16 protein-coding genes and 2 tRNA genes are annotated in these 19,507 nt (G+C 42.6%); 10 read left to right on the top strand and 8 right to left on the bottom strand.

Annotation, left to right across the window (positions count from 1 at the left end; genetic code table 11):
- Positions 1-53: 53 nt before the first annotated feature.
- Complete coding sequence (locus ABIE50_RS06065; RefSeq protein ID WP_209867031.1) at positions 54-281, bottom strand: helix-turn-helix domain-containing protein; 228 nt, start codon at positions 279-281, stop codon at positions 54-56.
- 510 nt (positions 282-791) lie between these two features.
- Here ABIE50_RS06065 and ABIE50_RS06060 point away from each other — a divergent pair.
- The 4 genes from ABIE50_RS06060 (at position 792) to ABIE50_RS06045 (ending at position 6,869) form a co-directional block, all read left to right on the top strand.
- Complete coding sequence (locus ABIE50_RS06060; RefSeq protein WP_209867033.1) at positions 792-1,115, top strand: hypothetical protein; 324 nt, start codon at positions 792-794, stop codon at positions 1,113-1,115.
- Between the two features lie 1,865 nt (positions 1,116-2,980).
- Positions 2,981-3,553, top strand: coding sequence for a Crp/Fnr family transcriptional regulator (locus ABIE50_RS06055; protein ID WP_209867035.1), 573 nt, complete (start codon positions 2,981-2,983; stop codon positions 3,551-3,553).
- A gap of 101 nt (positions 3,554-3,654) precedes the next feature.
- Positions 3,655-4,035 carry a nuclear transport factor 2 family protein gene (locus tag ABIE50_RS06050; protein ID WP_209867036.1) on the top strand — a complete coding sequence of 127 codons (381 nt, stop codon included), beginning with the start codon at positions 3,655-3,657 and terminating at the stop codon, positions 4,033-4,035.
- Positions 4,036-4,505: 470 nt separating this feature from the next.
- Positions 4,506-6,869 carry an ABC transporter permease gene (locus ABIE50_RS06045; RefSeq protein ID WP_209867038.1) on the top strand — a complete coding sequence of 788 codons (2,364 nt, stop codon included), beginning with the start codon at positions 4,506-4,508 and terminating at the stop codon, positions 6,867-6,869.
- 159 nt (positions 6,870-7,028) lie between these two features.
- Here ABIE50_RS06045 and ABIE50_RS06040 read toward each other — a convergent pair whose 3' ends face one another.
- From ABIE50_RS06040 to ABIE50_RS06025, 4 genes are all read right to left on the bottom strand, one after another.
- Complete coding sequence (locus tag ABIE50_RS06040) at positions 7,029-7,943, bottom strand: helix-turn-helix domain-containing protein (RefSeq protein WP_209867040.1); 915 nt, start codon at positions 7,941-7,943, stop codon at positions 7,029-7,031.
- Positions 7,944-7,961: 18 nt separating this feature from the next.
- Positions 7,962-8,672 carry an SDR family NAD(P)-dependent oxidoreductase gene (locus ABIE50_RS06035; protein WP_209867042.1) on the bottom strand — a complete coding sequence of 237 codons (711 nt, stop codon included), beginning with the start codon at positions 8,670-8,672 and terminating at the stop codon, positions 7,962-7,964.
- A 464-nt stretch (positions 8,673-9,136) separates the two neighbouring features.
- Positions 9,137-9,210: transfer RNA gene (locus ABIE50_RS06030), tRNA-Pro, on the bottom strand.
- Positions 9,211-9,281: 71 nt separating this feature from the next.
- The gene (locus tag ABIE50_RS06025; protein ID WP_209867043.1) at positions 9,282-10,160 is read right to left on the bottom strand and encodes an MBL fold metallo-hydrolase; all 879 of its coding nucleotides are present in this window, start codon (positions 10,158-10,160) and stop codon (positions 9,282-9,284) included.
- A gap of 153 nt (positions 10,161-10,313) precedes the next feature.
- On the opposite strand from ABIE50_RS06025, the gene ABIE50_RS06020 reads away from it, so the two are divergent.
- Positions 10,314-10,823: a GNAT family N-acetyltransferase gene (locus tag ABIE50_RS06020; RefSeq protein ID WP_209867045.1), complete on the top strand. Its 510-nt coding sequence runs from the start codon at positions 10,314-10,316 to the stop codon at positions 10,821-10,823.
- A gap of 56 nt (positions 10,824-10,879) precedes the next feature.
- On the opposite strand, the gene ABIE50_RS06015 is transcribed toward ABIE50_RS06020, so the two are convergent.
- Positions 10,880-11,296: a carboxymuconolactone decarboxylase family protein gene (locus tag ABIE50_RS06015; RefSeq protein WP_209867047.1), complete on the bottom strand. Its 417-nt coding sequence runs from the start codon at positions 11,294-11,296 to the stop codon at positions 10,880-10,882.
- A 122-nt stretch (positions 11,297-11,418) separates the two neighbouring features.
- Here ABIE50_RS06015 and ABIE50_RS06010 point away from each other — a divergent pair, with 122 nt between their 5' ends.
- Together ABIE50_RS06010 and ABIE50_RS06005 are read left to right on the top strand one after the other, a co-directional pair.
- Positions 11,419-12,267: an AraC family transcriptional regulator gene (locus ABIE50_RS06010; protein WP_209867048.1), complete on the top strand. Its 849-nt coding sequence runs from the start codon at positions 11,419-11,421 to the stop codon at positions 12,265-12,267.
- Positions 12,268-12,391: 124 nt separating this feature from the next.
- Positions 12,392-12,664 carry a DUF4242 domain-containing protein gene (locus ABIE50_RS06005; RefSeq protein WP_209867050.1) on the top strand — a complete coding sequence of 91 codons (273 nt, stop codon included), beginning with the start codon at positions 12,392-12,394 and terminating at the stop codon, positions 12,662-12,664.
- 394 nt (positions 12,665-13,058) lie between these two features.
- Here the strand turns inward: ABIE50_RS06005 and ABIE50_RS06000 are convergent.
- Positions 13,059-13,132 (bottom strand) — tRNA-Pro (locus ABIE50_RS06000).
- 250 nt (positions 13,133-13,382) lie between these two features.
- Complete coding sequence (locus ABIE50_RS05995; RefSeq protein WP_209867051.1) at positions 13,383-15,779, bottom strand: ABC transporter permease; 2,397 nt, start codon at positions 15,777-15,779, stop codon at positions 13,383-13,385.
- Between the two features lie 285 nt (positions 15,780-16,064).
- On the opposite strand from ABIE50_RS05995, the gene ABIE50_RS05990 reads away from it, so the two are divergent.
- From ABIE50_RS05990 to chrA, 3 genes are all read left to right on the top strand, one after another.
- Positions 16,065-16,406: a YciI family protein gene (locus ABIE50_RS05990; protein ID WP_209867053.1), complete on the top strand. Its 342-nt coding sequence runs from the start codon at positions 16,065-16,067 to the stop codon at positions 16,404-16,406.
- A gap of 20 nt (positions 16,407-16,426) precedes the next feature.
- The gene (locus ABIE50_RS05985) at positions 16,427-17,659 is read left to right on the top strand and encodes an RNA polymerase sigma factor (RefSeq protein ID WP_209867055.1); all 1,233 of its coding nucleotides are present in this window, start codon (positions 16,427-16,429) and stop codon (positions 17,657-17,659) included.
- Between the two features lie 402 nt (positions 17,660-18,061).
- Positions 18,062-19,390 carry a chromate efflux transporter gene (chrA, locus tag ABIE50_RS05980; protein WP_209867057.1) on the top strand — a complete coding sequence of 443 codons (1,329 nt, stop codon included), beginning with the start codon at positions 18,062-18,064 and terminating at the stop codon, positions 19,388-19,390.
- Positions 19,391-19,507 lie beyond the last annotated feature (117 nt).

The raw sequence follows: 19,507 nt of genomic DNA, 5'->3' as shown, positions 1-19,507 counted from the left end.
GTAAATGATGAGAAGTATATCAACGTTATTACAACGAGATAAAAAGCAATCAACTATTCCATTGAAAGTATTTTATATAAAGGCACTTCCAACGCCTCCGATAACTTAATTAAAGTAGTATAGGTCGGATTAATAATTCCACGTTCAATTTTACTTACATCACTTTTATCAATACCGCTCCATGCTTCAATTTGGAGTAACGTAAATTTCTTTCCTTCCCTCGTCCTTCGAAGGTTTTCTCCCAATTGTTTTAATAATTCCATTTCGTTAGTCTCCTCCATAATTTCAAAAATGAAAAATGGCAGGATTTTTTAAATAATAATTAGGGCTTTAACCCTAATTATTAAAAAAACGCTATCTTTGTTAATGAAAAGCACATAGAATAAAAATGAAAAGTTGATTAACCTATTGATTTATAACACATCATCAGATGTCAAACAATTCATGTTAAAATAACTAGCTTTGCGACCTCAAACTTATTAATCGCATTGCCTTTTTTCGTTCCGGTGAGCTTGGCCGCGCCCAGAACAGAAACAGCAATGCTCATGTTACCACTGGTTCACCAGTGTAGGCGCATGGGCTTGCTTGTTTAGTATCCATGCGTGGCCAAGCTCAATGGAGAAAAGCGAGTGAGTACCGCGCCTTTTTATTTATAAAAGACTTCGGCTCTCCTTATAAATTCTCTAACCTTCTTAATCTTTCAGAGGAACATCACTTTCATGCCATATGGAAGCGACTATCTATGTGCTTATCAGACATCGAGAACAAATCACTTTCTAAAAATATCGGTTATGACAAACAAAAAAACCTTACAAAAGAATATGAGCAAAGAAACAAACCACAACCTACTTACAAATCCCGGCAATATGCTTTTTGATCTACACAAAATGTTAACAGACTTGCCGGTTCGTTTTAGGGAGCAAATTACTAGGGAATGCGGTTTATCAACTCCTACGCACTACAGATATCTGCAACCATCAGTCAGAATAGTTAACGGTGAGAAAAGCCACGTTATTCAAAGTTTCTCCAATGCCGAAAAACACATGATCCGAAAAGTTTACGCCGAACTATTTAAATTTCACGGGCTATCACGCGGCCTTTATGGAGCAGAATAATACTCTACTGCCAGATAAGAATTAAAGTAAGAAGCCCACGTGTATTACGATTAAATTATTGTTTTTATGATGGAGAAATTATCGATTAAGTTACATGTCAGTTCAGAATTTTTGGAGATCATAAATGATTTATATTCTGAGTATAATATATCAGATGCCATAAATAACATATGGCTCTTGTATGCCAATCTCATTAAAGATAAGAAGGTGAGCAAAGAGTTATTGCAAGACATGCTATCGTTTTGTGTGCTTCAACAACGACTTGTTACCGCTATTTATCTATGTCCTTTACCTGATCCAGAAACATTAGGCCTAATTAAGCAGACCCCGAAATTCGAGGAATCGACGGCCCTCCTTGATTAAAAACAGCAATAAAGTACGCTGCTCAATCTGTTTTAATTTTTTGTGAAACATTCATATAACAACAGGTGGAAGTCATTTCGCCTGTTCTTTTTAAAATTTTTTATAGTAAGCATGGGGAAATTAGGCAATGGAGAATTCCGTCTCCCTTACTTACTTTTGAGAAGTAATTCCCCTTGCCAAAGTCAGTATACCTCCTTTCTCAATTTGATAAGTCATCTATTAACCTGGCATATGACTTCTTCGGAGCCTTTGTCAGAATAATATTTTTTCAGACAGTAGTTCTTTCATCTTTCTAGTCCAATACAATCCGGCTTAACATTGGCTATTCCTTTGTTTGCTGCAAAAAGCGGCCTACTAGATAAGAGGCTGGACGACCTCTTAAAGCTGGATTATGTTTATAAAACCGGGGATATTGAAAAGAAGCGGGAAATTATAATATTCGATGTATCCTGAAAAATTGAGCTTTGACGGATTTATACTCTAAACTCCCCTTGCCAATGAAAGCCATGCGTGTCATATATACGCCGGACAACGTTTTTGCTCAAAATAAACACAGGACAAACGAGAATGAATTCTATTTCTTCCGTCAAGTTGGGGCAGATACGCCGAACGGCATCCGATTGGCCTGTAGGTACCGGATTGCTCCGCGCTAGGGCTGCCATTATGACTCCGATCTGCATGCCCATGCATTGAATGCCATTTCCGCGACCCTATCAATACACGCGATGGCGCCACTTATATTGCGGGAAGGGTATCGGGCATATTTACACACTACAATCTTGGTGGTACACACCCTCGGACAGGCCACAGCGTTCTAAACTTTGAGTTTCGGCTGGTAATTATCGCAACCAAATCGGGTATGTTTCAGGCAACCAGTGGAATGTAAGCGCCGCACTAATACGCCCTGATGGGATTATCGCCTGGGCTTCCGGTATATGATTAGCAGTCATGTGCGCCCAAAAGTAACATCGGTTTATTAATTACATGTTAAGTGTAAATGTAATAAATTTCAATAATCCAAAATTTATTTGTATGAAAATGAAAATGTTCCCTTGAAATAGGGCATTCGCGGACCTGGTGGCATATGGTAGGTTAACTTACCTGACCGATAAAAAATAAAAAACTTTAAACATACTATTGCATTCGTTTTAAGGCTGGTTGACCTACCTGTGCAGCATTCGAACTTATTCTTAATGGATTGGCCCGGTAAACACAGGCATATGATATTCAATTATTTGTAAGCCACTTTGCAACCCTGGAAACGTGCGCAACGAAAAAGTTATCTTATGAAAATAGCATTTATTCTATAAGTTACATTTTAAATCGCTGAGTCTCTTGTAAGGTTCAGTGAAATATTTATGAAAAAGGTAACTTGCCGAAACACGTTCTGAAACTTTAAAGACGTTGCTCTGCAGAACGCGGAGCAGGGATGTAGCTATCTCACTTTGTAACTTTAAGATTTTACAATACCAAAATTCAATTTGTTTAAACCCTTAACAGGTATGGATCCAAAGCAACTACTAAAAGAGCATATAGCGAAAACCGCTAAGCTTTCGGATAATGAGCACGATGACTTCTTTAATTATTTCACCGCTAAATCTTATAAAAAAGGAGAATATATTATTACTGCAGGCGATAGGGTAGACTGTGAATACTTCGTATTGAGTGGTTGTATAAAAACCTTCTATATAAATGATAACCTGAAAATGTTTGTTCTGCAGTTTGCTATGCCTGCCTGTTGGGCTTCTGATTACAGCGCCTTATACAACAGGGAAAAAGCTACCATCGGTGTTGGTTGCATCACAGATACAGAAGTGTTGTGCCTGTCGAACAACGCCCGTGAAGAAGCATGTAAAAGAATCCCCCAGGTGGAACATTTTTTCCGCGCCCGTATGACAGGGGAATATGTGGCTTCACAGAAAAGATTACTGAGTACGATGAACAACAATGTGAAATACCGGTATGAAGAACTGATAACGTTATTCCCTGAGTTGTATAATATGGTGCCTAAACGATTAATAGCTGCTTATCTGGGTGTTTCGAGAGAAACGCTCAGCCGCCTGCATAACCCCTGAGATGTGATCAGGACCTACATTACGCCATCTGAAAAAATGTGACCTACATCACACAATTTGCTTTTGCATCCGTCATACCTTGCACTAAATACCTGAAGCAAATGACAACACAGCAAACAGATGAAACGGCCATTGCGCAGGCACTGGAAGAATACTATTTTGGAGGTAGTTATGAGGGTGATCTGAGTAAGCTGAAACGCATCTTTCACCCTGGCACCCTGTTGTTTGGCGATGTAAAAGGACAACCTTATGCCAAAACATTGGATGAATGGCTGGATGTAGTAGCGAATCGGCAAAGCCCAAAGGATTCCGGCAAACCATTCAAAGGAGATATCCTGAATATTAAAGTGGTAAATTCTATCGCCATTGCCGAAGTACATGTAAAAGCGTATGATGTTCTCTATCATGATTTCCTGTCATTGCACCGGGTCAATGACACCTGGCTCATCGTTAATAAGATCATGAGTGGTGTCAGCCAATAGACGCCACCGTGGTAATAGACCTTTCCGCAGAACAGGGTAATATCGCACAACGCATCATGGAGATTACCGGAAATAAAGCGTAAATAGTATTATTGATAATGTAGGCGGACCGGTTACCGGGGGAATTGATCAGGTGCATTAACTTTGGCGACAAACTAATTATCAGCGGCGGTATGAGTGTGGATCAATACACGCTTCATAATTTCGACATACTACTAAATTGTAAAAGACTGAATTTGGTCTTTCAATGGTTAAATGGATGCTACAATTTAATCTTACAAATCTCATCTGAGCAGAGCGATATCAGGACAATACAATTTCGACAAAATCGCACACCTGCTGTACGTTATCGAACGATACACCGGATCCCAAAATGTATGAAATACTTATTGTCAATATGTTATGTAACTGGCATGTATTTTAGTCGATTGATAGTCACTATAGTATCAATTCAAGAATATCATACGTGCATGTTTAGAACTTATTTCAAACTCGCCTACAGGAATATCATCAGGGATAAAGCTTATTCGATTATTAATATATCAGGTTTAACAATAGGCCTGGCATCGAGTATACTGATCTTGCTTTGGGTACAAAATGAATTGAGTTATGACAAGTTACATAAAAATGCCGGCCAGATATATCGTATCACCGGCGATTTTGGTGATTATAAAGTTGCGGTAAACGCGGAAGCTATGGCCGCCGGGCTAAAAGCAGAAATACCGGTTGTTAAAAATACCGTCAGGTTAAGCATGATCTCCACAGTTCTGCTTGAAGCAGGCAACAAGAAATTTGAAGAAAAACGCGTGTTCTACACTGACCCCAGTTTCATGGATGTATTTTCTTTTCCACTTGTACAGGGTGATCGTGGTACGGCGTTAAAACAAGAGAATGGCGTTTTAATAACGCAGGAAATGGCTGCAAAATACTTTGGGAACCAAAACCCGATCGGTAAGATCTTACGAAAAGACAATCGTGAATATGTGGTGGTAACAGGCGTTTTGGCCAACATTCCGGCAAATTCAGACCTGCAGTTTGATTTTATCATGCCAATGGCTATCTTACAAAAAGCGGATAAATATCCGAAAGGTAATAAATGGGAGAACTTTAATTTTTACACCTATATTCAACTAGCTCAAAGTTTTGACCCTTCTGCTGCCAATTTATCCAGGCTGGTAAAGCAAATGACACAGCTATTTCAAAATCATAGTTCAATGCAGGTTGTATTCCAATTGCAGCCTCTAACTAAAATCCATCTTGCACCTGCAAGACTGGGGGATTTCCCGGGCCACGGGAATGCACAATATGTAAATATCTTTTTTATCGTTGCTATTTTGATACTTGTAGTGGCTTGTATCAATTTTATGAACCTGGCTACGGCACGCTCGGCCCGGAGGGCGAAAGAAATTGGCTTGCGTAAAGTCGCAGGAGCCATACGCAGACAACTGGTCCTCCAGTTTTTAAGCGAGGCTGTTTTTATTTCATTTCTTTCGCTATTTCTTACGCTTGCGGTTGTCTGGTTATTTTTGCCGGCATTTAATGAAATAGCCGATAGAAAATTGGCTATTCCTTTTTCAGATGCCAGTTTTTGGTTAAGCCTCCTGGGTATAGCGCTGTTAGCCGGATTGGTTTCGGGCAGCTATCCGGCCTTATTTCTCTCCGGCTTTAACCCAGTTAAAGCACTCAAAGGAAACGTAAGATCAATGGGTGGCAGTTTGCTGTTTCGTAACGCTTTGGTCGTCATCCAATTCACAACATCTATCATATTGCTGGTAGGCACTGTGGTTATTTATAACCAGCTTAAATTCGTAAAAGACCGTAACCCTGGCTTTGAAAAGGCCAACCTTTTATATATGCCCACCAAAGGGGAACTCTGGAATAAACAGCATGCCTTAAAAAATGAGTTAAAACAAAATCCACTTACCAGAGATTTCGCCATCACTTCTGACCTGCCCACCAATCTGCTTTCCGGAAATGGAAGTGCAAACTGGGAAGGTAAAGATCCTAACTTACAAATAGTTTATCAATTGATGGATGTTAATGAGGATTTTATAGATGTATTTAAGCTGAAGTTAGTAAATGGTAGAAGTTTTTCGAGATCATTTCCGGCAGACTCAAATAATTTCATGGTCAACGAAAAAATGCTGAGCATTATGGGCTTAAATGCAGCCACAGCAGTTGGTAAGGCGTTTTCATTTACGGGAATTAAGGGTACGATCATTGGTGTTGTAAAGGACTTTAATTTTAAACCGGTGCAACAGGCTATAGAGCCGCTGATCTTGCGCTATAATAAAGACGGCGGTTTTGTAGTGGTGAGAACATTGCCAGGCAAAACTGACGCAACCATACAGGCGCTGTCAAAGATAAGCCAGCAGCTCAACCCAACCTACCCCTTCAAATTTGATTTCCTCGATCAGGATATGGCCAATCTCTATAGAGGTGAACAACAGATGGGTAACATTTTTAACATTTTTGCTCTCCTGGGCATCTTTATCTCTTGCCTTGGTTTATATGGTTTATCCGCCTTTATGGCCGAACAACGTACCAAAGAAATTGGCGTGCGGAAGGTGTTGGGGGCCTCAATATTAAACCTCGTCTATTTATTATCCTCCGATTTCACCAGGTTGATCCTGGTTGCCATAGTTATATCAATACCACTTTCATATTATGCAGTTAATAGTTGGTTGGCTGGTTTCGCATACCATATAAATGTTGGTTGGTTAGTATATTTCACGGCATCCGTGGCTGCTTTGGGCGTCGCTTGGATAACTGTTAGTTATGAATCTATAAAAGCAGCAATTGTTAATCCTGTAAAAAGTTTAAGAGCAGAATGATCCTCGTTATTCAAGCCGAAGGCTATTGTAATTTTTTACCCGCTATTATTCAACAACATATAATCGGTTATCATACTTTTTTATTTCCCGATTTTTTGACCAAGCGCTGTCGATCTTTTGAGATATCCGATAACTTGGTCAGCATTGAAAAAGAAATCCTCAACAGTTCGCCTGCCTGAACGCCGATGGCGTCAAACTCGTTTTCGCCTTGAACAATTTATTAAATGACTGTGAATGCTCAAACCCCAACGCATAAGCAATCTCTGTCACCGACAATTGGGTCCCCGTCAACTTCTCCTTCGCCTTCTTTATCAGCATCTCATGAATATGTTGCTGCGTACTAAGACCCGTTGTTACCTTTAATAAGGTAGTCAGATAATCCGGAGAAAGATTCAACTGCTCCGCCAGATGATGAACCGTAGGCAACCCATTTTGTAAAATCGGCTGCTCAAAATATTCATTCAATAGCGCCTCTAATCTTTCTAATACCCGGTGATTACTCACCTCCCGTGTCAGAAACTGCCGGTTATAAAACCGCTCCGCATAATTCAATAATACCTCAATCTGCGAAGCAATAATCTTCGGACTGAATTTATCAATAACAGATAGGTATTCCTGCCGGATCGTTTGCACAATTCCATTAAGAATACTCTCTTCCTTCTCCAAAAGAAACAACGCCTCCCGCACAGAATACCCAAAGTATTTATACTTCCTGATACTTTGGGCCAATGGCAGATTCCAGAATAAATCAGGATGCACCAGCAACATCCATCCCGACTTCCCCGGGGCATCCGTATTCACCTCTACCTTAAACACCTGCCCGGGCGCTATAAAAAACATCGCTCCTTTATCAAAATCATACTCCTGCTGACCGTAAATAATCCTGGCATCCAAACCCCGCTTCAACGCAATACAATAAAAATCAGGCATCCAGCTAATGCTGTTCATCTCCTTTGAATGCCTGCTCAAACTATAATCCACCAAACTTATCAATGGATGATCAGGCGCGCCCAGATTCCGCACCTTGTAAAACTCACTGATCGACGTTACGCGGCAGACATGATTGCTTTTCATAAATATAAAATTACAATTTCACCACGCAACTTCCCCGCCATCTTTAAAGAACCTGCCCGTCACCCCTCTATCCGGCTGCATCACCAGGGCCACAATTGGCCGCGCACCCTCTGCAACTGTCTTGCCCACCTTAAAATAATTCAGATCCGTCTGTGTTGCCCCCGGTGTCACACTATTCACCAATATATTTTCTTCCCGCAGTTCATTTGCCAACATCACCGTAAACGCATTCAATGCTGTCTTCGTTGCACCATAAGTCGAAATACTATCCCAGTGAGGACTCTTACCCGGACTCATATGCATGCTCAATGACCCTACCTCACTGGATATATTGACAATAGCCGGTGCCGCCGATTTACGCAACAACGGTAGCATTACCTGTGTAGTCTGTATCGCCCCAAAGAAATTGGTGTCAAACAAAGCCCGGATACTAGCCATACTACTGTCACACATCCGCTGCTGCAACCCTCCGGAAATACCCGCATTGTTAATCAATACGTCCAGTTTCTCCAGTTCAGCTTTTGCCCGCTCAATTGAAACAATATCCGTTACATCAATTTGGATAGCCGTTACATTGTCAATCCCCTCTGCCTTCAATTGTTCAACAGCCTGCTGTCCTTTTTTAATATCTCTGCTGCCCAGGTATACAAAATTACCTAGCAGTGCCAGTTGCCTGGCTGTCTCCAAACCAACACCCTTGTTGGCACCTGTGATTAGAATCGTTTTCATACTGCAAATCTCCACAACTTAACCTACTTCCTTGTAGCTTAATCCTTCTTCTTTGTATCCAAATCTTTGATTTTGGTAAAATCTCCTGTGTTATCAGTATAACCAACCAACTCAATTTGCGCCAATTTTAAGTAGCCAAAAACTAAACAAGATGAAAACATGGTTCATCACCTGCGTCTCCAGGGGCAATTCCAATGCGCAGCCCTTTTATAACGATCATCCTATTCTAATGATACTATGACTTGTATTGCGCTAATATTACCTTGATACCTCGACGCTTGTGTCCGAAAATTTGGTACTAATAATATCTATGCGTGATCCCCATTTTTCCCGAACGTGATCTCTCATTCTATATCGTAGTTTATCCTTTCATATAGATACAACTTTGTGCAATAGTTCGGACCTTGATCAGGTATCAAATAAAAAAGCCTTCAAATTTCAGAAATTTGAAGGCTTTTTTAAAGTCGGGGCGGCAGGATTCGAACCTGCGACCTCCTGCTCCCAAAGCAGGCGCGATACCGGGCTACGCTACGCCCCGTTGTGTAGCGGGATGCAAATGTAGGAAATAAATATCCACAAAAACAAATACTTCTGAAAAAAGACGCATGTCTATTTATTAACAGGCGTGCCGGAAAGTATATCCCTTACCGTTATACCAGGCAGTAAACGGAACACGGGAATACTGATACCGTATTTATCACACAATGTTTTAATACTATGATCAATCAGTTCGGCGCTGTATCTCGATGAAAAATGCCCCAATACCAGCTGTTCTACCCGGATATGCCTTACCATATCCATCACTTCTTCCAGTTTACTATGTTTGTTTTTATGGGCAATCACTTTTACATCTCCTTCGCCGGCCAGAAAAGTAGCTTCGTGTATCAGGACGCCGGTATTGTTCCAGCGTTCGGGGTCCTGTACAGGCGTATCGCCGGAATAACCTACCAGGTTGGTTCTTACCTCAATAGTGGTGCTTTCTTTTCCCTGGTCCATAATGATCTGCCGGATGGTTTCCGGCGGAAGTGATGCCAGTTCCGGCTTCACTTTCTGTTTTACCTGCATTACCTTATAGCTCAGGCTCCTGATAATATGTTCACCGGCAGTTACATGCTCATTACGAACAGGGATCACCACAATATCGTCTTTCACCCATATCTCATCACCTGGCGCCACCGGCCTCCATTGCACACCGGAAATATGAGGATCAAATCTCTTTGAAAACTCCTCCATCGCCGGGAAAGAGCTGCTGTCTTTCGGATAGCAGATCACCGGAAGGCCGTCCCTTGCATTCAGCTGGTTCAACTGCAACAGACCGGTCAGATGATCCCTGTCGGCATGAGAAATAAACACGTAATTAATTTTCCTGCTCTTTTGTAAAAGTGCGGCGGTTAACCCATCTCCTGCATCCATTAAAATACCAAGTTCCTCCAGGAAGTACCAGGTGGAAAACAGCGCTGTAGAGTAGCCCGATATTGTCAGTTTCATTATTAATTCCCTATTATTTTATAAAGATAGAAATAATTCAGAGAAGCTTCACTGATAAGCATCGCAACAAATCTGATATGGTGAAAATAAACAAAACTGAATCTGTTTTATTTACAGCGAATAACTGAATTTTACGGTCTCAATATTTGTTCTATGATGCAGATAATTAACAGTACACGGGAAGATATCGATATTATTTTTAGTCTTTATGAAGCCGGCAAACAACACCAGAAGAAAGTAGCGGAGAAACATTGGAAAGGGTTCGACAGGGCTTTGATTGAAACAGATATCAGTGAACAGCGATTGTTTAAAATAATGGAAGATGACCGTATTGCCTGTATCTTTTCCATTACTTTACAAGATCCATTCATCTGGAAGGAAAAGGATAAAGATCCAGCCGTGTACATTCACCGTATTGCCACTCATCCTGACTTCAGGGGCAACGGGTATGTAAGGCATATTGTGCAATGGGCAAGGGAATATGCACTCCGCACGGGTAAAAGCTATATCAGGATGGATACAGGTGGTGGCAATGATAAACTGAACAATTATTATATCAGCTGCGGCTTTAACTATCTGGGCATTATAGCGCCTGTTGTAAGTGATGAGTTGCCCGCACACTATAAGGAAGGCACTTCCAGCCTGTTTGAGATAGCATTATAAAACCAGGTGCTACAGATATACGTAGTATAACGCAGCGCCGGAACTGCTGTATTAAATCAATCCTTCTCTCCAAGTGTGATACGAAGCCGGTTCAACGCATTCATGAGGGAGATGCTCGCGGTAAGTTCCACTATTTCTTTTTGGGTAAATTGTTGTTCCAACATTTCGCGTATTGGCTGAAGATCATCCCGCATTAATGTGATTGCTTCTGCCCATAACAAAACCAGTTGCTGCTGATGGTCAAAGGCCTTTGAATGCTTCCAGCCCGGCAGTTTATCAAGGGCATCCTGGCTAAATCCCATTTGTCTTAACTCTGTATTGTGAAAACTGCAGCAATATGCGCATCCGTTCAATTGAGACACCCGCAGCTCCACCAGTGCGACGAGCTTATTGTCAAGTCCGGATTTCCTGATACTGGCATGTGATTGATATAAGAAGCCAACTGTTTCTTTCGAGATTGCTTTATAGTCCATGTAATTTTATTATCTCACAAAATTGGCGATCCCGGGCATCAATCAACGGTAACAGCATTTGAAAAAACAGTAACCTGATTGGAAAGTACTTCCCGCCGGATCAGAGTTTGTATATTTGGAATATGGAACAACTGGACGACACATTTGCTATTGAAATTGCTGAATATGAAGAATGGAGCGATAGAAGCAGGAAGAATAATTTCTTTGAGCTGGTATATATTCTCCGTGGAGCGGGTTTGCAAAGTGTGAATTACGTCAAACAGAAATATTCTAAAAACGGTATCTTTCTTCTCCCGGCGGCTAAATGTCATATGTATATTATAGAAAAGCCGACCCGTTTCCTTTTTATCCGTTTTACCGGAAGTTATTTTGCTGCCCATGGTAAACAGCAGGTTGACTACAGCTCCTGGTTTAGCCGGCTGAATTTCATTCTCAGCAATCATGACCGTTACCCGGGAGAGGTGATCAGTGAGGCAAGTGAGAAAAAACAGATAAAAAGATTACTGGATGTTGTGCTCTTTGAATACCAGTTGAGGAGCAGCTGTTCTGCGTTTATTATCCAAAATGCCCTGGTATCTATTCTTGGTATTCTCTCACGCAATATTCAGAAAAAGATACTGGAGGGACGCACTTTTAAAGACAGCAGGTTTATAGAACTGATAAACTTTATATCCTTTAATATTTTAGACCGGGAGAAAATATCTCCTGCTTATCTGTCTGCTAAATTTAATATTGCAGAAAGTTACTTCAGCGAGTATTTTCAAAGAAATGCATCTGAACGTTTCCAGGACTTTGTTTTGAAAGCCCGTTTACAAATTGCATCGTCCCGTGCATTATACACCAATGCGCCTATAACAGAAATTGCCTGGGAGCTGGGATTTACTGACAGCAGCCATTTGAACAGGATGATGAAAAAATACTTTGGTAAAGGGATGAGGGAAATAAGAAAAGGAGCGGTTCTTTTAAAATAATTACTTACATTTAGGTATCACATTTCTTACTACTCCTATTGGCCCCCATAAACGCCAGAACCTGCGAAAAGCCCCAACAACAATCCGGATTTAACTTTCATAGGATAAATTAAAATCTAAAGTTATGCCTAAGTATGTTATTGAACGCGAAATCCCTGGTGCAGGTAAACTATCAGGGGAACAATTAAAAGCAATTTCACAAACTTCCTGTGGTGTCTTAAGCAATATGGGCCCGGAAATTCAATGGCTGCATAGTTATGTAACAGCCGACAAAATTTATTGTGTTTACATCGCTCCTGATGAAGCAATGATCCGGGAGCATGCAAAGCAGGGCGGGTTTCCGGCCAATTCTGTCAGTGAGGTGACTACTATTATTGATCCTGTAACTGCGGAGTAAAATCTTTTAAAATACTATAACATCCTAAACTCTTATTGCTTGCAATATTCGATTTTGCTGCCGGAGAAAGTGCGTAATCTCTCTTTTTTTTCCGTTAGGGAGATTTCAATTTTTTGATAATAGTAGTTTTCGGGAGAGGAAGATGTAGTTTCTCTGGTTTTTTGTTATTCCGGCAGATTTAAGCTTTTCTGTTTCAGCTGATATTATTCTTAGGCTGCCGGATTTCCTGTATATCGCGGCTTCCAAACCAGGGGCTTTTGTTTTTTCTGATATGCTTAATTGAGGTACTGAACTTCCTGTTAAAGATGGGGCGCCATACACAGCTTTCTACGCGCGAATTGTACAAAAATAAAGAAGCCTTACAGCTATTATACTGTAAGGCTTCTTTTCTAAGTCGGGGCGGCAGGATTCGAACCTGCGACCTCCTGCTCCCAAAGCAGGCGCGATACCGGGCTACGCTACGCCCCGAAATCCCTTCTTAGTCCACATCTTAGCTTAAACGGCAGCCCTTGCGACAACACCTTTGCTTCAATTGCGGAGTGCAAATGTAGGGAAATGTTTAACATAAAAACAAATTTTTTTTAGTAAAAAGATAGAATTATGCCAAAACCCGCTACTGCAGACCATTACATGGCACTGCATTTTTTCCGGGATATAACACAGGTTGGCAGTGTTCAGTAGAAGATGCGTCACCAATAATTGCCGGCAAGTTGCTGTTTTATTCTGAACGCAGGCTTTTTACAGGATTGGACCGGGCTGCTTTTATTGACTGGTAGCTGACCGTGATAAAGGAAATTACAATGGCGATAACACCTGCCAGCACAAAAAACCACCAGCGGATGTTAATGTGATAGGCAAAATTTTGTAACCATTTGTTCATCACCCACCAGGCTACGGGGAAAGCAATGAGCAATGCAAATATTACCAGTTTTATAAAATCTTTCGACAACATCCCTACGATTCCCGCTACACTGGCGCCCAGTACTTTCCGTACGCCGATTTCCTTGATCCTCCTCTGTGTGGCAAAAGTGGTAAGCCCGAAAAGGCCGAGACAGGAAACAATTACGGAAAGCACAGAAAAAATATTGAATAGCTTTCCCATACGCTGCTCCGCCAGGTATAAGCGCGATAAGTCTTCATTCACAAAACCAAAAGAAAAAGGGAAATCTGTATATACCTGCTGAAATACTTTTTTCATAACGCCCAGGTTCCGTTGCATGTTGGCGGGAGTGGTGCGCTGTACAATATATCCCGTATTCCCGTTAAAATTGCCGGAACTGCCATTTCTTACAATCAGCGGCTGTATGGGCTGTTGTACCGGTTTGAAATTAAAGTCTTTTACTATTCCTATGATAACGCCTGTGCGGCTATCCATAGTAATTCTGGTTCCCAGTGCAGTTTCCATATTCAGCTTCATTGCTTTTATGGCTGTTTCATTGAGCACATAATTATTTTCATCTCCCTTGAAATCTTTGGAAAAAAATCTGCCGGATTTCATACGCATCCGGAAAGTATTCACAAAATGATCATCCACCCACATTTGCGGGAATACCAGGTTTAACTGAGGATCTTTCCCTTCCCATTCCACTGAACGGGTGCCGGTTGGAAGATCAGTAGGCAGATGGCTGATAAAAGTATAATCATCTATCTCAGGATACTGGCTGATGGCGGCTTTCAAAGCTACCTGGTTCCGCTGCAGATCACCCAGGCGGGGAATAGGCACATACAGTAGGTTTTCTTTATTGTACCCGATATCCATGGTACGGATAAACTGCAGTTGCCTGTACACCACAATGGTGCCCACTATCAGGACAACAGCAATGGAGAACTGTACTACAATCAGGCTGTTCCTGAAAAAAGTTTTCCTTCCGTGGAGCATTTTTACGCCTTTCAATACTTTTACCGGGTTGAAAGATGAAAGGAACAACGCCGGGTAGCTTCCCGCAACCAGGCCCACGCCTGTTGCGATCCCTAAAAGACCTGCAATAAATTTTATGCTCAGCAGATTAATGGAGATAGATTTTGCTGCCAGCTCGTTGAACAACGGGATCAACGCGCATGCTATAGCGAGGCCTAAAAGCAGGGATATAAAAGATAGGAGGAGCGATTCGCTTAAGAACTGTATCACCAGTTGCGACCGCAAAGCGCCTACTGTTTTACGTAAACCTACTTCCTTTGCCCGTTCCCCGGATAAAGCCGTGGAAAGGTTCATAAAATTGATCCCGGCAATCAGTAAAATAAAAATGGCGATCAGTGAAAAGATCTTCACCTGCTGGTAGTTCCCCTGCCCCGGCACATCCAGCATTAGGCGGGAGCGCAGGTGCACGTCTGTTAGCGGCTGCAGGTACAGGAAACCGTTGGTTTTGGATATATCCAGGCGGCGGTAAAGCGTCATAATGCGCTGTTCCAGCGATGCCAAAGCAGCAGGCGTAGCATCAAAATGATCATCCATCCGGAGATAGGTGTATACATCGAAATTGCCCCAGGCCTGCTCAAGGTTTATGGTTCTTTCATAGAGCTGGATAGGAAGCAGCATATTGAACTGCAGGTGTGAATTATGGGGAGGATCTTTCAATATCCCCGCCACTACCACATCATTGCCATTATAATCATTGTCGATGTGCAGGGTTTTGCCCATAGCGTTCTCCGGGCTGCCAAAATATTTCTTTGCACCGCTCACGGTGAGTATTACGCCATCCGGCCCCGACAGCAGCCGGCTTGCGTCTCCCAGCAGCAGGGGATAACTGAAGATGCGAAGAAAATTACTATCGGCATAATAGATATTCTTTTCTTCATACTTCTGGTTGCCCACTGTTACCATACTTTGCAGGGCAGACAGCCGCGTAACATTCTTTACCATCGGGATATTATCCCTGATGGCCATCGCTGCCGGAACAGGCACCACTGCAGCTTCAATATCCCCTACACGGGCTGTGAGCCGGTAAATATGCCCGGCATTGATATTAAACCGGTCGTAACTGAGTTCATCCTGGACCCACAGGAAAATAAGGATACTACAGGCCATGCCTGTAGCCAGTCCGAAGATATTAAGACTGGAAAATAATTTATTCCTGAAAAGATTCCTGATAGCTGTTTTCAGATAACTTCTGAGCATATGGACCAGATTGATCTTTGTGACGGATACTAACAGAATGCCAGACACGACGCATCTTTATACCAACCAAGTATACTTTAAATTATTTATAATATGTTCGATTTTAAAACAAATCCTGTCCGGTTTTAACCGCCCCGGTAAACTGGGATAAAAATCCGGTAAAAGTGATCCGGTAAGTCCCTACAAAAATCCTTAACTTAATTTCCCGGGTATTTGTCCAATTGTGCGGATGTCAGTCGTCATAAGGTCGTAAACAACATCATTCCATCTCAAAATGCAAAAAAAATGAAAGAATTCATGATGATCTTCAGACATGCACCGGATCCCAACAGGGAAGTAAGCCCGGAACAAATGCAGGCAGCTATCCGGCAGTGGCAGGACTGGATCGGCGGCATTGCCGCACAGGGAAAATTCCTCAGCACCGCTCAGCTGGGCCAGGAAGCCAAAACCCTCCGGGCCGGCAACGTCGTCACCGACGGACCTTATGCAGAAGTGAAAGAGATTATAGGAGGATATCTTATAGTGAAGGCTACTTCGCTGGAAGAAGCGCTTACACTGGCAGAGGGTTGCCCAATTCTTTTTGTGGGAGGCCATGTAGAGGTAAGGGATATGATAAAAATGAATTAACCATCCAGTGTTGAGGACCGGTGAATAACGATCTCCTTCCCCAGTTATTTAAAACAGAGTACAGCAAAATTATTGCTGTGCTCTGTAAATTATTTGGGCTGCCGCACATTGAAACAGCAGAAGATATTACCAACGACACCTTCCTGCTGGCTGCAGAAACATGGGGATTAAAAGGCGTTCCGGAGAACCCGGTAGCCTGGCTCTATACAGTTGCAAAAAACAAAACAAAAGATTATCTCAAAAGAGATAAAATATTCAGCGAAAAAGTAAGCGCAGGGCTGAAGTTGCAGCCACCACCACCGGATGAAATTGATATTGATCTCTCCGCCGCCAACATCCAGGACAGCCAGTTGAAAATGATGTTTGCTATCTGCCATCCGGCCATTCCCCCTGAAGCCAGGATAGGCTTGTCTCTCCGCATCCTCTGCGGTTTCGGCATTGAAGAAATAGCAGCTACCTTCTTAACCAGTAAGGAAACAATCAATAAACGGTTGTTCCGTGCCAAAGAGAAACTCAGAACTGAAAAAATAACGATTGCGTTGCCTGGAGAAGCAGACATTGCCCAGCGGCTGGATGATGTGCTTACCACTATCTACCTGCTTTTCAATGAAGGCTATTACTCCACCACCCAACACCAGGTGATGCGTAAGGAGCTATGCCTGGAAGCCATGCGGCTCAACTATTTCATGCTGGAAAATGCAGCTACCAATACCCCTGCCGTAAATGCCCTGATGTCGCTGATGTGCTTTCATGCCTCAAGGTTTGAGGCCAGGACCAACGATGCCGGTGCATATATTTTATACGAGGAACAGGACCGGAACCTGTGGAATGATGAACTGATCAGTCGCGGTAATTATTATCTCATTGAAAGCGCCCGCGGAACGGCACTTTCCAAATATCATCTCGAAGCTTCCATTGCTTACTGGCACTGCACCCAAACCACTGTAAAAAACAAGTGGGACAATATCCTCCAATTATATAACCAGTTGCTGCAATTGTCTTATTCCCCTGTAACCGCGCTAAACCGCACCTATGCCTTATCGAAAGTAAGCGGCAAAACAACTGCCATCAAAGAGGCTGAGAAACTTAATCTCTCCGGCAACCATTTATTTCATTCACTGTTAGGCTACCTGTATACCGGCATTGATAACGCCAGGGCACTGCACCACTTTACCACTGCATTACAGCTGGCCAAAACATCTACCGATAAAAACATCATCTCTCAGTACCTTCATAAAATCCAGTCCGGATGATTCCCGTGGTTAACTGTATATATTCCTTTGTATACCGGTTTGCTTTTGACCGGTTTTCTTTATCGGTGATGCTGTTGCATACCCTGCATCCGGCTGGCAGAACCTAATTCAGTCATTCATCAGCGGCTGTTTTTCCGGTTAAAGAAACAAGTCTTTTTTGAAGTAAAACATGCCCTGGAACCTTGCATAAGCGGGGGCATTTTCGTATCTTCGTGCGGCTTACCGGAAGCCATCAGACAGTCTTTTTTTAATCGTAAATACTACTTTTCGTCGTCCGACCGGCTGTGCAGCCCGGTTGTATTCAATTATTTTCATATCCCGTAAATGAGCAGTAGCAGGTTAATGGATGTTTCTGCAAGGGAGCTATATGCTTGGAACCCGGATGGCGAAATGAATGATCATATGGAAGAACAGATTTTTACAGAAAAGCCGGCGTTTAACGAAGCGCTTAAATTCTGGTTTAAATTAGGATGGATAAGTTTCGGAGGCACTGCCGGCCATATCGCTATTATGCATGATAACCTGGTGGACCGGAAAAAGTGGATCAGCAACAGCAAATTCCTGCATGCCCTGAACCACTGTATGATATTGCCCGGACCGGAGGCGCAGCAATTAGCTATCTATATCGGGTGGTTGCTGCATGGCAAAAAAGGCGGGCTTACAGCAGGCATTCTCTTTGTTTTACCATCCATGTTCATCTTACTTGCACTCAGTATTATCTATGTGCTTTTTGGCAATATTCCCTGGGTTACTGCCATGTTCAGCGGGTTAAAGCCGGCGGTGATTGCCCTCATCTTTATTGCCATGTTCAGGATCGGGCAGAAGGCCCTGCACGGCCCATTGCACTACCTGGTAGCTGCCGTCGCGTTTGTATGTATCTTCTTTTTCAATATTTCCCTGCTGGCCATCATTGGCGGCGCTACTGTTACAGGAGCTATTGCCCGTATGATATGGCCCGCGGCTTTACAGCACCGTTCAACCAATACGGCAGCAGGGGGTGATGAAGAGCATACCTATGTGCTGAACAAGCATACCGTTTCACCCGGGGGAAAGTTCAAGGCAGGCCGGTTGCTCAGGTTACTGGGTGTAACAGTGCTTCTCTGGCTGCTCCCCTTTGGGCTGTTCCTGCTGTTCTTCAGCGATTTCATTTTCTGGAAAAACCTGGGATTGTTCTTTACGCAGACTGCGTTTGTAACTATTGGCGGTTCATATACCGTACTGCCCTATGTGGCGCAATACAGCGTCACAAAGCTGCACTGGCTCAGCAAGCTGCAGATGATCGATGGTTTTGCGCTCGCCGAAACAACTCCCGGCCCGCTGATCATTGTATTATCATTTGTGGGTTTTATGGCCGGTTACAACCATTTTGGCGGCTCTTTATGGATGGGAGCTGCCGGACTACTTGCCACTACTTATTTTACCTTTTTGCCCTGTTTCCTGATGATTTTTGCGGGCGCACCGGTTATTGAGAAAACGCATGGCATTGAAATCATAGAAGGCATTCTCGGATTAATTACCGCCGCTGTAGTAGGAGTGATATTGAATCTTACTTTATATCTGGGGAAAGATGTGATTTTTCCCGGTGGCGTATTATTCAGCAAACCGGATATCCTGGCCATAATATGGATTATTGTTTCACTGGTGCTGATGCTGAAGTTCAGGATGAATATTCTTTACCTGATAGGGCTAAGCGTATTGTACGGGTTGTTACATTACCTGTTGCATCCCTGAGAACACCGCTTGGGGCAGCTGTATTGATTCGTTGAGGTATATAATGGAAGTCGGCTGCTGTTTCAGCGAAGCTCAGTGCGTTCATTTATTTTGATACATTCGCTGGCTTATTCCAGC

Source organism: Chitinophaga sp. OAE865, assembly GCF_040546735.1.
GTDB classification, from domain to species: Bacteria; Bacteroidota; Bacteroidia; order Chitinophagales; family Chitinophagaceae; genus Chitinophaga; species Chitinophaga polysaccharea_A.
The sequence above is the reverse complement of the archived record's forward strand: the minus strand, read 5'-3'. Positions and strand labels throughout refer to the sequence as shown.